The organism is Ensifer sp. MJa1 (assembly GCF_037026475.1).
GTDB lineage: Bacteria > Pseudomonadota > Alphaproteobacteria > Rhizobiales > Rhizobiaceae > Ensifer.
Genome location: NZ_JAKUMO010000011.1, coordinates 178792 through 191132, shown reverse-complemented (window position 1 = coordinate 191132; position 12341 = coordinate 178792). Strand labels below are relative to the sequence as shown.

Genomic DNA, 12341 nt, shown 5'->3' with positions numbered 1-12341 from the left:
GAAACAAATCACCCATCACGGTCTCCTTTCGGAACCGTGAATCACATCTCAAACGAAATTAATAGGTCCTGAGCCTAGGTCCATGCCGATGAAGGCGGCCCGGTCTATATCAACGGCAAGGAAGCCAAACTGAAGGTGTTCAACGAGAACTACTACGAGGCAAAGGGCGGCGACGTCACCATTTCGCTCAGCATCAACCCGGACGGCTCGCCCAGCGTCTCCTACACCGGCAAGGGCGGCGCCAATGGCGTTTGCACGCTGAAGTAACTCGGCAGGGGTCGAATATCACCTCCCCACGGTGGCGGTTTGGCGCGAACTGCGCCTCACTCTCCCTCATCCTCGCCCTCGTGGCGGGGATCCAGCGACCCGACGTCCGACGGGTCAAAGAACCCGTTCAGCCCAAGGACTTGGGTTGCTGGAATCCTGCGACGAGCGCAGGAATGAGGGAGGAGGTATCAATGCCGAATTCTCTCCGCGACTTACGCCGAGAACGCGATACCCGCTTCCGCAAGCGATGCCTATGACTTACGCTCCTCGCCCTACCTCCCGACCCGCTGCTGCAGATGCTGCGGATAGCGGGCACCCTGCACCTCGATGGCGGAGAGCGCTGCCTGGATCTGGCCAAGCTCCTCGGCAGTCAGGCTGACACCCGCCGCCCCGAGATTTTCTTCCAGCCGGTGCCGCTGCGTCGTGCCGGGGATGGGCACGATCCAGGGCCTTTGCGCCAACAGCCAGGCAAGCGCGATCTGCGCCTTGGTCACGCCCTTGGCATCGGCAATCGCGCCCAAAAGATCGACCAGAGCCTGGTTGGCGCGTCGCGCGTCGGCTGAGAACCGCGGCACGATCATGCGAAAATCGCTTTGGTCGAAGGTCGTGTTCTCGTTGATCGCGCCGGTCAGGAACCCCTTGCCGAGCGGGCTGAAGGGCACGAAGCCGATGCCGAGCTCTTCGAGCAGCGGCAGGATCTCCGCTTCCGGTTCCCGCCACCAGAGCGAGTATTCGCTCTGCAGCGCCGTCACTTTTTGCACCGCATGCGCCCGGCGGATCGAGGAGACACCCGCCTCCGACATCCCGAAATGGCCGACCTTGCCTTCGGCGATCAGGTCTTTGACCGTGCCGGCCACGTCCTCGATCGGGACGTTGGGATCGACGCGGTGCTGGTAGAACAGGTCGATCCGGTCTGTCCTCAGCCGCTTCAGCGCGGTTTCGGCAACCTGACGGATGCGCTCCGGCCGGCTGTCCAGCCCCTGGCTGACATCGCCGTTGACGAAGCCGAACTTGGTGGCGATCACCACCTGATCGCGGATCGGCCCCAGCGCCTCGCCGACCAGATCCTCGTTGCCGGTATAGGCCTCGGCGCTGTCGAAGAAGGTGACGCCCAGCTCATGCGCCGCGCGGATCAGCCGGATCGCCTCAGACCGCTCCGTCGCCGGGCCGTAGCCGTAGCTTAAGCCCATGCAACCAAGGCCGATGGCCGAAACCTCCAGATTGCTCTTTCCAAGCTTCCGTTTCTGCATGTCACTGCTCCGTAATTGGCTTTGCGATTTCGCCACCAGATCCGGCGGCCCGGCTGGCTGCGGCCCGTTGCGGACGAGCACGGCATGATTTTCCGGGATTGGCGGCGCGGTCATAGACAAGCGGTGCCGGGGCTACTCGGGGATCGCGTGAGCGCCGTACTCGGCGTCGGTGACCTTCTCCATCCAGTCGACCGCCCTGCCGCCGAGGGATTCCTGGATGGCGATATGGGTCATCGCCGTCGTCGGTGCCGCGCCGTGCCAGTGTTTCTCGCCCGGCTCAAACCAGACGACGTCGCCCGGCCGGATCTCCTCGATCGGCCCGCCCCGGCGCTGCACGCGGCCGAAACCGGAAACGACGATCAGCACCTGGCCGAGCGGGTGGGTGTGCCAGGCGGTGCGGGCACCGGGCTCGAAGGTGACGGCGTTGCCGGCGGCGCGCGCAGGGTCGCGCACGGGAAACAGCGGGTCGATGCGCACCGTTCCGCTGAACCAGTCCTCCGGCCCGCTCGCCGAGGGTTGCGAGCCGCTTCTCCTGATCTCCATGGCGTCTACTCCTTGGGCGGACCCTTGGGTTCCGCCGTCCGTTCTGTTGCTGTGGACAATCTAGCCATGGCCGCGGTCCACGATTAGATGGTATAAACGGCATAGACCTATGAATGAGGCTCATGAATGCTGCGCGAGAACATCAACGACCTCATCGCCTTTGCAGCCGTCGCGCGTGAGCGCAGCTTCACGCGGGCGGCCGCCCAGCTCGGTGTCTCACAATCGGCGCTGAGCCACAGCATGCGGGCGCTCGAAGCCCGGCTTGGCGTGCGCCTCTTGACCCGCACCACCCGCAGCGTCTCGCCGACGGAAGCCGGAGAACGGCTGCTGTCCTCCCTCGTGCCGCATTTCGAGCAGCTGGAAACGGAACTGACGGCGCTGAGCGACGTCAGGGACAAGCCCGCAGGCACGGTGCGCATCACCACCGCCGAACATGCGGCCGAGACCGTGCTCTGGCCGAAACTCGAAAAGCTCCTGCCCGATTATCCCGATATCAAGGTCGAGATAACAATCGACTACGGCCTCACCGACATCGTCGCCGAGCGTTACGACGCCGGCGTGCGCCTCGGCGAACAGGTCGCCAGGGACATGATCGCCGTGCGCATCGGGCCGGACATGCGCATGGCCGTGGTCGGCACACCAGGCTATTTCGAAAAACATCCGAAACCGCAGATCCCGCAGGACCTGACCCAGCACCGCTGCATCAATCTGCGGCTTCCCACCTATGGCGGCATCTATGCCTGGGAGTTTGAAAAGGACGGGCGCGAGCTGAAGGTCCGCGTCGACGGGCAGCTGGTCTTCAGCCGCCTCGCCCACCGGCTCACCGCCTGCCTCGCTGGCTTCGGCCTCGCCTTCGTACCCGAGGAATCGGTTCTCCCTCACATCGCCGAAGGCCGGCTGATCCGCGTGCTCGAAGACTGGTGCGCCCCATTTCCCGGCTACCACCTCTACTACCCCAGCCGCCGCCAGTCCTCACCGGCCTTTGCGGTGCTGGTGGAGGCGCTGCGCTATCGGGGCTAAGTCCAAGCCACGCTTGCTCGGCCCGTCAAACGCCCTTGAAACCTCTAGGTTGCACCCCAAATCTCATCAGCTCAAAAAAATCTTTGAGCTGGTGTCGGGACCATCGGCCGGCATTCGTCCTTAGTTCGTAAAACACAAAATCCATTCCCAAGGAGCATTCCATGCGCATGATTTTCGTAAACCTGCCGGTCAAGGATCTGAAGGCCTCGCGCGCGTTCTTCGCCGCCTTAGGCTTCACCTTCAACGAGCAGTTCTCCGATGACACCGCCGCCTGCACGGTGATCTCGGACAATATTTTCGTGATGCTTCTGACCGAGCCGAAGTTCCGCGACTTCATTACCGGCGAGATCAGCGACGCCCGGAAAGGCACCGAGGTCATCACCGCGCTTTCGGCCTCCAGCCGCGCCGAAGTCGACGAGATGCTCGCCAAGGCCCTTGCCGCCGGCGCCAAGCCCTGGAAGCCCGCGCTCGACTACGGCTTCATGTACGGCATCTCCTTCCAGGACCTCGACGGCCACGTCTGGGAATTCATGTGGATGGACCAGGAAGCCGCTCAACAGAAGGGCTGACCGCCTGCTGTCGAACCCATAAGACAAACGGCCCGGGGCTCCTCAAGCCCCGGGCCAACCACTTTCCGCCGATCATGCATTGCTTGCGCCCCAAGAACCGAAACTGCCCACCAGGTCCGCAATGTGAGGATCGGTAAAATCGGCGATCGGGTCATCGCTCCCGTCTTCTGCCCGGTGGTATTCCCCGGCATCAAACGCTTCATAAACTTCGTAGACAGGTTGAGGCAGCGTGTTGTGGCCGCTACCGAAGCCCGCCTGCACCGCGCTCCAGAGATCGTTCATGACCCCGTCGCAGAAGCGGTAGGTAAGCGCTCCGTGATGGTACTTCCTTGCAATTTCGATGGCAGCGGCGTTGTAGAACTCCCAGTTATCCAAAGTGCCCGCCCGCCGAACCACATCATCATGTGTGACGCGGCCTTCGGGGCCCTTGGCCCAAACCAATTGCAGAAACTCAGACATTGCCCTGCCTTCCAGCCACCCTCAGACCAGAATGGGATCACGAGGAAGCCCCCTACCCGCCGATCAGCACCAGCCACTCGTCCTCGTCCATCGTCTGGACGCCGAGTTCGCGGGCCTTGTCGAGCTTGGAGCCGGCACCCGGACCGGCCACGACGATATCGGTCTTCTTCGACACCGATCCCGCCACCTTGGCGCCGAGGCTCTCGGCCTTCGCCTTGGCCTCGTCGCGCGTCATCTTTTCAAGCGAACCGGTAAAGACGACAGTCTTGCCGGCAACCGGGCTGTCTGAGGCAACCGGCGCTTCCGCCGCCTCCGGCGTCACCTCGGACAAGAGCCGCGTGACGACTTCGAGGTTGCGCGGCTCCTTGTAGAACTCGACGATCGCGCGGGCGACCACCTCGCCGATGCCGTCGATGCTGTTGAGTTCGTTCCAGGCGTCGCCGGCAAAGGTCGAAGCCTCGCTCATCGCCGTGCCGAAGTGCTCGTAAGTGCCATAGGAGCGCGCGAGCAGCTTTGCCGTCGTCTCGCCGACATGGCGGATGCCGAGCGCGTAGATGAAGCGATGCAGCGCGATCGAGCGGCGGGTGTTGATCGCCTCATAGAGCTTGCGCACGCTGACCCGGCCGAAACCGTCGATGTTCTCGAGCTTGGTAAGCGACGCTTCCTGGCGCTTTTCCAGCGTGAAGATATCGGGCGCCGTGCGGATCGAAAGCGTCGGGTCCTCGCTTTCGAAGAAGAACTCGATCTGCTTCGAGCCCAGCCCCTCGATGTCATAGGCGTTGCGCGAGACGAAGTGCTTCAGGTGCTCGACGGCTTGCGCGCGGCAGACGAAACCGCCGGTGCAGCGGCGCACCGCGTCCACCTTGCCGGTCTTCTCGTTGATGTCGCGCACGGCATGGCTGCCGCAAACCGGGCATGTGGTCGGGAAACGGTAGGGCTCCGCACCTTCCTTGCGCTCATCCATGACGACATCGACGATCTGCGGGATGACGTCGCCTGCACGCTGCACGATGACCATGTCGCCGATGCGGATGTCGCGGCCTTCGCGGATCGCCTCGCCCGAATTGCCGAGCCCCTTGATGTAGTCCTCGTTGTGGAGCGTCGCATTGGTGACGACGACGCCACCGACGGTGATCGGCTCGAGCCGCGCCACAGGCGTCAGCGCGCCGGTGCGCCCCACCTGGATGTCGATCGCCGTCAGCCGGGTAAACGCCTGCTCGGCCGGGAACTTGTGTGCCGTCGCCCAGCGCGGCGAGCGCGAGCGGAAGCCGAGGCGCGCCTGCAGGTCGAGCCGGTCGACCTTGTAGACGACACCGTCGATGTCGTAATCGAGATCCGGCCGCTCGCGCTCGATGTGGTGGTAGTGTTCGAGCAGCGTATCAGCCGAGGTCAGCCGCTGCATCAGCGGATTGACCGGGAAGCCCCAGGTCTTGAACACCTCGACCATGCCCATCTGGGTGTCGGCCGGCATTTCCGAAATCTCGCCCCAGGCATAGGCGAAGAAGCGCAGCTTGCGGCTCGCCGTCACCTTGGCGTCGAGCTGGCGAAGCGACCCGGATGCCGTGTTGCGCGGATTGACGTAGAGCGGCTTGCCGAGCGCCGCCATCTCGGCGTTGAGTGCTGCGAAATCGGACTTTGCCATGTAGATTTCGCCGCGCACTTCGACGACATCGGGGGCGCCTGCCGGCAGCGTCTGCGGTATCATGCCGATGGTGCGGATGTTGGCGGTGACGTTTTCGCCGGTCGTTCCGTCGCCGCGCGTGGCGGCCGTCACCAGACGCCGGTTCTCGTAGCGCAGCGACATCGATAGACCGTCGATCTTCGGCTCGGCGGTAAAGGCGATCGAATTGTCGGGCAACTGCCCAAGGAAACGATAGACCGAGGCGACGAAATCGCGCGCGTCTTCATCGGAAAAGGTGTTGTCGAGCGACAGCATCGGCCGGGCATGGACCACCGGCTGGAAGGTGACGGACGGTGCCGCCCCCACCTTCCTCGACGGGCTGTCGTCCCGGATCAGCGCCGGAAAACGGGCCTCGATCGCGTCGTTGCGCCGCTTCAGCGCGTCATAGTCCGCATCCGAAATCTCCGGCGCGTCCTGCCCGTGATAGAGTGCATCATGCCGCGCCAGTTCGGCGGCGAGAAAGGCGAGTTCGCCAGCTGCTTCCGCTTCGGTGAGATTCTCGACGGGCTTCAATTCATTGGACATACGCGACGACTCCGGATTCGGTACCGTTTTGTAGAACAACCGGCGGGAAAGAAAAGGCCATCCAAAGGCATGCGTTTTGATCTCGCGAGGGGACGGCGGCGCTTATCCGGCACGCCACAGCACGCCTGCCTGATCCAAACCGGTGTTAAGATCAGCACCACGGTCGAATGAAAGGATGCAAGCGTCCTAGCCGTTTCCGGCGAGCAGTCGCGCCGCGGCCGCCCTCGCCTCTTCGGTAATCGAGGCCCCGGCGAGCATGCGGGCGATTTCCTCGGTGCGGGCCCTGTCGTCCATGCGGGCGACCCGGGTCGAAATCATCTCGGCTTTCTCGGCTGAGGGACCCTTGGAGATCAAGAGATGCGTGGCGGCACGCGCGGCCACCTGCGGCGCGTGGGTGACGGAGAGCACCTGCACCGTGCCCGAAAGCCGCTTCAGCCGCTGGCCGATGGCGTCAGCGACAGCACCACCAACGCCGGTGTCGATTTCGTCGAAGACGAGCGTTGGCGCCGAGCCGCGATCGGCCAGCGCCACCTTCAGCGCCAGGAGAAAGCGCGAGAGTTCGCCGCCCGAGGCGACCTTCATGATCGGCCCTGGCCGCGTGCCCGGGTTGGTCTGTACGTGGAATTCGACGAGATCGATGCCGTCGACCGTTGGCTGGACCGGATCGCTCTGCACTTCCACCATGAAGCGGGCACGTTCCAGCTTGAGTGCCGGCAGTTCGGCCATGACCGCGTCGGAAAGGGCGCTTGCGGTGTTGTGGCGCTTGGCGGAGAGCGAGCGCGCGGCCGCATCGAACGCCACCCGCGCCACACCGACCTGGCCTTCAAGCTGCTTCAGTTTTTCCTCACCGGCATCGAGATCGGCAAGATCGGAGATCATCCGCACGGCAAGGGCCGGCAGTTCGGTCACCGGCACGGAGTATTTGCGGCTGGCGGCGCGTAGCGCAAACAGCCGCTCCTCCACCCGCTCCAGTTCCTTCGGATCGAATTCGGTGTTGCGCAGCGCCCGCTCGACCGCCATCTGGGCGTCGGAAAGCTGGTTGAGCGCGCCATCGAGCAACTCGACCGTCTCTTCGAGCAGGCCCGGCGCCTCCTGGCTCTTGCGTTCCAGGCGACGCACCAGCGAGGCAATCAGCGGAACCGGCGACGCATTGCCGTTCAGAAACTCCGAGGCCTCGCTGATGTCGCCGGCGATGCGCTCGGATTTCATCATCCGTGCCCGCTTCTCGGCAAGCTCGTCTTCCTCGCCGTCGCGGGGGCTAAGTTTTTCCAGTTCCTCGACAGAGGAACGCAGGTAATCGGCTTCGCGCGCTGCCGCCTCGACCCGTTCGCGGTGCTTCTTCAGCCCGCGCTCGGCATCCTTCCAGGCGCGATAGAGGTCGGCGACGTGCTGCGCCTCCTCGGCCGTACCGCCAAAGGCGTCGAGCAGCGTGCGATGGGCGTCGATATCGACGAGCGCGCGGTCATCGTGCTGGCCGTGGATTTCGACAAGCGTCTGCCCGAGCTGGCGCATCAACTGGACGCTGATCGGCTGGTCGTTGACATAGGCCTTGGTGCGGCCGTCGGCCGATTGCACGCGGCGGAAGATCAGGTCGCCATCGTCGTCGATGCCGTTCTCACGCAGCATCAGCCGCGCGGAATGGTCGGCAGGAACGTCGAAAACCGCCGTCACCTGGCCCTTCTCGGACCCATGGCGCACAAGCGAGCCATCGCCGCGCCCACCAAGGGCGAGCGACAGACTGTCGAGCAGGATGGACTTGCCGGCGCCGGTTTCGCCGGTCAGCACGGAGAGACCGGCATCAAAAGCCAGGTCAAGCCGTTCAATCAGGACGATATCGCGGATCGAGAGCTGGGCGAGCATCCGGTCTTCCTTGACAGGCGCCGAAAGGATCAGGCGCCGATGAGGTTCTTTGCAGCGCGCGAAATCCAGGAGTTGCCGCTTTCACGCGGCTCGAGGCCACCCGACTGCAGCAGCTTGAAGGAATCGGCGTACCACTGGCTGTCCGGATAGTTGTGGCCGAGAACGGCGGCAGCCGTCTGCGCCTCCTGGGTCACGCCCATCGCGAAATAGGCCTCGGTGAGGCGTGCCAGCGCTTCTTCCACCTGGTTGGTGTTCGGATACTGCTCGATGACGACGCGGAAGCGCGACACGGCGGCCAGATATTCCTTGCGCTCGAGATAGTAGCGACCGACCTGCATCTCCTTGCCGGCGAGCTGGTCGCGCGCGAAGCGGATCTTCGACTTGGCGTCGTCGACATATTCGGATTCCGGGTAGCGGTCGACGACTGCCTGCATCGCCTCGATTGCCCTGAGCGCCGGCTTCTGGTCCTGCGTGACAGCCGGGATCTGCTTGGTATAGGCAAGCCCCTGGATATACTGCGCGTAGGCCGCGTCTTCCGACTGCGGATAGAGATTGAGATAACGGCCGGTGGCGTTGATCGCCTCCTGGTACTGACCGTTGCGGTAGGAGACGAAGGCGTTCATGACCAGCGCCTTGCGGGCATATTCCGAGAACGGGTGCTGGCGGTCGAGCGCTTCGAACTTGCGCGCCGCTTCCGTGGTCTTGCCGGCATTGAGGTTGGCAAGACCCTGGTTGTAAAGCACTTCCGGCGGATCGGTTTCGGCCGTCAGCTTGGTGATGTCGATATCGGGATCGTTCTGGCAGGCGGTAATCAGGGCGCTGCCGGCAATGGCCGCCACGATGACGGCGGCGACGCGCGCTGACCTTCTCAAATCAACAGAAACTGCAAGAACCATCGGATATTCCCGTTCCACTCCGCGGGCAGGACCCCGCCAGAGATGCGCTTTTAGAGCAAGTTACCTCAAGACCGCAACGTCATGATCGGTGATTCATGCAAATTTGTGGCAGCTCTATCATGAAAATGCCGGCCTTTCGGCCGGCGACTGGAGGAGATATTAACTTTTTTTGTTATGCGGACCAGGGCGCGAAGCCCGGAACTGCCACAGCAACCATATCGCGCGCACGGGTGCGCTGACGCGGGGTTGCCGTTTCGACGACCTCGTAAGCCGTCGGATCGCTGAGCAGCGCCTTCAGCGCATTGGCGTTCATCTTGTGGCCGCCGCGATAGGAGCGGTAGCAGCCGATGAACGGCGCGCCGGCAAGCGAAAGGTCACCAACGGCATCCAGCGTCTTGTGGCGCACGAATTCGTCGGTGTAACGCAGGCCCTCGACATTGATCACCGTGTTGTCGTCGGAAATGACCACCGAATTTTCGAGCGAGGAGCCGAGTGCGAAACCGGCAGCCCAAAGCCGCTCGACGTCACGCATGAAGCCGAAGGTACGAGCGCGCGACAGTTCGTTCTTGAACACCGACGGCGTCATGTCGCCCTTCCAGGACTGGCGACCGATCAGCGGGCTGTCGAAGTCGATCTCGACTTCGAAGCGCATGCCGTCATAGGGGGTGAACTCCGACCAGGACGCACCCGACTCGATGCGGACCGGCTTGACGATACGGATATAACGGCGCTTGACCGCAAGGGCGCGCACGCCCACCTGCTCGATCGCGTCGATGAAGGGTTCGGAGCTGCCGTCCATGATCGGCATTTCGGCGCCGTGCACTTCGATCGTCAGGTTGTCGAGGCCGAGCGCGTAGATCGCAGCCATCACGTGTTCGATCGTGGCGATCGACGTGGCCGGCGACATGCCGAGAACGGTGCACAGATCAGTGTTGCCGACCTGCGAGGAAACGGCCTTGAATTCGCTCACCCGGCCATTGGAGAGAACGCGCTGGAAAACGATGCCCGCATCGGCTTCCGCCGGATGGAAGGTGATCGACACGTCGGCGCCGGAGTGCACGCCAATTCCCTTGAGCGTTACCGGACTTGCGATCGTCGTCTGAAACCCGAGCAGTTCGATTCCCATTCTCGTCACTTTCAATACCTGTGGCCGATGGCCAAAATCTTCTGGCGGACGCAGCGCACTTCAGGGCACAAGCAAGGCACCCGAGAGTTTCGGCACAAAAACCGATCCTCTGCGTTTCGAACAGACAGCGCGTGATCGAATCGCATGCGTCCCCAATTCCGATACTGAAAATAGGAGTTTGGAGGCACCATTCCAAATCACTGTTCGTTTCGCTTTGTTACGCATTTACGACGGTCCGTAACATTGGAACAAACAACTGAAATGATGAAGTAAATGCAAAAATGCCCGGGCAGTTGCCCGGGCATTCGGCAAGGTGAAGGAACGGGCCTTCCAATCAGTTCGACTGACGGCGCAGGAACGCCGGGATTTCGAGCTGATCATCTTCTTGCGGGCGCGCCGCCTGCGGCGAGGCGCGACCGTGATCGTCAAGCTGGCCGCGACGCGGCGCATAGAGGCTCGCTTCCGGCGAGAGCGGCCGGCGCTGCTGGGAGGCAGCCGTCGGTGCGGAAGCCGTCATGTCGGCGGCTGCCGGCGCCTGCTCGCGCTCACGCAGGCCAAGCGAGCTGGTGATGCGGTTGAGGAGACCCATCGGGCCACGCTCTTCCGCAATCGGTGCGGCGGCCGGCTGGGCGCGGCGATCCATCTCGGCCTTTACGACCGGCGGAAAGTCCTCGACCTTCGGCATGCGAACCTGTTCCGGCTGCTGGCGCATCACCGGAGCGACCGGCTCCTGGCGCATCACCGGCTGCGGCTGAGGCTGAGGCTGGGCCTGAACCGGCTGCATCTGCGGCTGCGGCTGGCGCATGACGGGAGCGGCTTCTACCGGTGCTGCACCGGCGAAAAGCTTGCTCTGCGGGCGGAAGTTCTCTTCATGCGCCGGCTGAACCGGAGCCTGAACCTGGGCCTGGGCGGCGCGGGTCGCGATGTCGAGCTCGCGCTCCATCTCGGCTTCGCGGATGGCGGCGGCGATCTGGTCGGCGGAGGCCTGCGGCTGTACCGGCTGCTGCACCGGCTGGGCAACAGGCTGCTGCATCACCGGCTGGTGAACCGGAGCCGGCTGATGCTGGGCGACCGGCTGCTGCGCCGGGATGGCGGCCGACGGACGGACGACCGGCTTTGCTGCTACCGGACGAAAGTCGGCGGAACGACCCGCTACCTCCGCGGCCGTACGGTCGATGCCGGTGGCGACGACCGAGACGCGGATCAGGCCCTCGAGTTCTTCGTCGAAGGTCGCGCCGAGGATGATGTTGGCATCCGGGTCGACTTCTTCGCGAATGCGGGTTGCGGCTTCGTCGAGTTCGAACAGCGTCAGGTCGCGGCCGCCGGTGATCGAGATCAGCAGACCCTGGGCACCCTTCATCGAGGTTTCGTCGAGCAGCGGGTTGGCAATCGCGGCTTCGGCTGCGGCCAGTGCGCGGCCCTCGCCCGAAGCTTCGCCGGTGCCCATCATCGCGCGGCCCATTTCACGCATCACCGAGCGGACGTCGGCGAAGTCGAGGTTGATGAGGCCTTCCTTGACCATGAGGTCGGTGATGCAGGCAACGCCCGAATAGAGAACCTGGTCAGCCATCGCGAAAGCGTCCGCAAAGGTGGTGCGGTCGTTGGCGATGCGGAAGAGGTTCTGGTTGGGGATGACGATCAGGGTGTCGACCGACTTCTGCAGTTCGGCAATGCCCTGGTCGGCGAGGCGCATGCGCCGCGCGCCTTCGAAATGGAACGGCTTGGTGACGACGCCGACGGTCAGGATGCCCTTGTTGCGGGCGGCCTGGGCAACGATCGGGGCTGCACCGGTGCCGGTGCCGCCGCCCATGCCGGCGGTGACGAAGCACATGTGGGTGCCGTTGAGGTGATCGATGATTTCATCGATGCACTCTTCGGCGGCCGCGCGGCCGACTTCCGGCTGCGAACCGGCGCCGAGACCTTCGGTCACAGCAACACCCATCTGGATGATGCGCTCGGCCTTGGTCATGGTCAGCGCCTGGGCGTCGGTGTTGGCGACGACGAAATCGACGCCCTGGAGGCCCGCGGTGATCATGTTGTTGACGGCGTTACCGCCACCGCCACCCACACCAAAGACGGTGATGCGGGGCTTCAGCTCCGTGATATCCGGCTTCTGCAAGTTGATAGTCATTGTACCCGTTCCTT

11 protein-coding genes are annotated in these 12341 nt (G+C 63.7%); 3 read left to right on the top strand and 8 right to left on the bottom strand.

Annotated features, from left to right (window positions below; genetic code table 11):
- The first annotated feature begins 135 nt into the window (after window positions 1-135).
- Window positions 136-267 (top strand): hypothetical protein, encoded by a 132-nt coding sequence (locus tag MKZ91_RS16990; protein WP_336172240.1) that lies wholly within the window; start codon window positions 136-138, stop codon window positions 265-267.
- A gap of 272 nt (window positions 268-539) precedes the next feature.
- Here MKZ91_RS16990 and MKZ91_RS16985 read toward each other — a convergent pair whose 3' ends face one another.
- Window positions 540-1517, bottom strand: a complete 978-nt coding sequence (locus MKZ91_RS16985) for an aldo/keto reductase (protein WP_336172239.1) — start codon at window positions 1515-1517, stop codon at window positions 540-542.
- 132 nt (window positions 1518-1649) lie between these two features.
- The gene (locus tag MKZ91_RS16980; RefSeq protein WP_336172238.1) at window positions 1650-2060 is read right to left on the bottom strand and encodes a (R)-mandelonitrile lyase; all 411 of its coding nucleotides are present in this window, start codon (window positions 2058-2060) and stop codon (window positions 1650-1652) included.
- 126 nt (window positions 2061-2186) lie between these two features.
- Between MKZ91_RS16980 and MKZ91_RS16975 the strand changes: the two genes are divergently transcribed.
- The gene (locus MKZ91_RS16975; RefSeq protein WP_336172237.1) at window positions 2187-3080 is read left to right on the top strand and encodes a LysR family transcriptional regulator; all 894 of its coding nucleotides are present in this window, start codon (window positions 2187-2189) and stop codon (window positions 3078-3080) included.
- 161 nt (window positions 3081-3241) lie between these two features.
- Window positions 3242-3649, top strand: a complete 408-nt coding sequence (locus tag MKZ91_RS16970; protein WP_336172236.1) for a VOC family protein — start codon at window positions 3242-3244, stop codon at window positions 3647-3649.
- A 72-nt stretch (window positions 3650-3721) separates the two neighbouring features.
- On the opposite strand, the gene MKZ91_RS16965 is transcribed toward MKZ91_RS16970, so the two are convergent.
- The 6 genes from MKZ91_RS16965 to ftsZ form a co-directional block, all read right to left on the bottom strand.
- Window positions 3722-4108 carry a hypothetical protein gene (locus MKZ91_RS16965; protein WP_336172235.1) on the bottom strand — a complete coding sequence of 129 codons (387 nt, stop codon included), beginning with the start codon at window positions 4106-4108 and terminating at the stop codon, window positions 3722-3724.
- A 52-nt stretch (window positions 4109-4160) separates the two neighbouring features.
- On the bottom strand, window positions 4161-6314 hold the full coding sequence (ligA, locus tag MKZ91_RS16960) for an NAD-dependent DNA ligase LigA (protein ID WP_336172234.1): 2154 nt from the start codon (window positions 6312-6314) through the stop codon (window positions 4161-4163).
- A gap of 186 nt (window positions 6315-6500) precedes the next feature.
- Window positions 6501-8174 (bottom strand): DNA repair protein RecN, encoded by a 1674-nt coding sequence (gene recN / locus MKZ91_RS16955; protein WP_336172233.1) that lies wholly within the window; start codon window positions 8172-8174, stop codon window positions 6501-6503.
- Window positions 8175-8203: 29 nt separating this feature from the next.
- Window positions 8204-9070, bottom strand: a complete 867-nt coding sequence (locus MKZ91_RS16950; protein WP_336172232.1) for an outer membrane protein assembly factor BamD — start codon at window positions 9068-9070, stop codon at window positions 8204-8206.
- Between the two features lie 172 nt (window positions 9071-9242).
- Entirely contained in the window at window positions 9243-10196 is a 954-nt protein-coding gene (gene lpxC, locus MKZ91_RS16945; protein WP_336172231.1) for a UDP-3-O-acyl-N-acetylglucosamine deacetylase, read from the bottom strand.
- Window positions 10197-10530: 334 nt separating this feature from the next.
- Window positions 10531-12327 (bottom strand): cell division protein FtsZ, encoded by a 1797-nt coding sequence (gene ftsZ / locus MKZ91_RS16940; RefSeq protein WP_336172230.1) that lies wholly within the window; start codon window positions 12325-12327, stop codon window positions 10531-10533.
- Between the last annotated feature and the right edge of the window lie 14 nt (window positions 12328-12341).

Coding starts and splice junctions, on each gene's coding strand:
- MKZ91_RS16985 (WP_336172239.1), bottom strand. CDS start 1,517: ATGCAGAAACGGAAGCTTGGAAAGAGCAATCTGGAGGTTTCGGCCATC.
- MKZ91_RS16980 (WP_336172238.1), bottom strand. CDS start 2,060: ATGGAGATCAGGAGAAGCGGCTCGCAACCCTCGGCGAGCGGGCCGGAG.
- MKZ91_RS16975 (WP_336172237.1), top strand. CDS start 2,187: ATGCTGCGCGAGAACATCAACGACCTCATCGCCTTTGCAGCCGTCGCG.
- MKZ91_RS16970 (WP_336172236.1), top strand. CDS start 3,242: ATGCGCATGATTTTCGTAAACCTGCCGGTCAAGGATCTGAAGGCCTCG.
- MKZ91_RS16965 (WP_336172235.1), bottom strand. CDS start 4,108: ATGTCTGAGTTTCTGCAATTGGTTTGGGCCAAGGGCCCCGAAGGCCGC.
- ligA (WP_336172234.1), bottom strand. CDS start 6,314: ATGTCCAATGAATTGAAGCCCGTCGAGAATCTCACCGAAGCGGAAGCA.
- recN (WP_336172233.1), bottom strand. CDS start 8,174: ATGCTCGCCCAGCTCTCGATCCGCGATATCGTCCTGATTGAACGGCTT.
- MKZ91_RS16950 (WP_336172232.1), bottom strand. CDS start 9,070: ATGGTTCTTGCAGTTTCTGTTGATTTGAGAAGGTCAGCGCGCGTCGCC.
- lpxC (WP_336172231.1), bottom strand. CDS start 10,196: ATGGGAATCGAACTGCTCGGGTTTCAGACGACGATCGCAAGTCCGGTA.
- ftsZ (WP_336172230.1), bottom strand. CDS start 12,327: ATGACTATCAACTTGCAGAAGCCGGATATCACGGAGCTGAAGCCCCGC.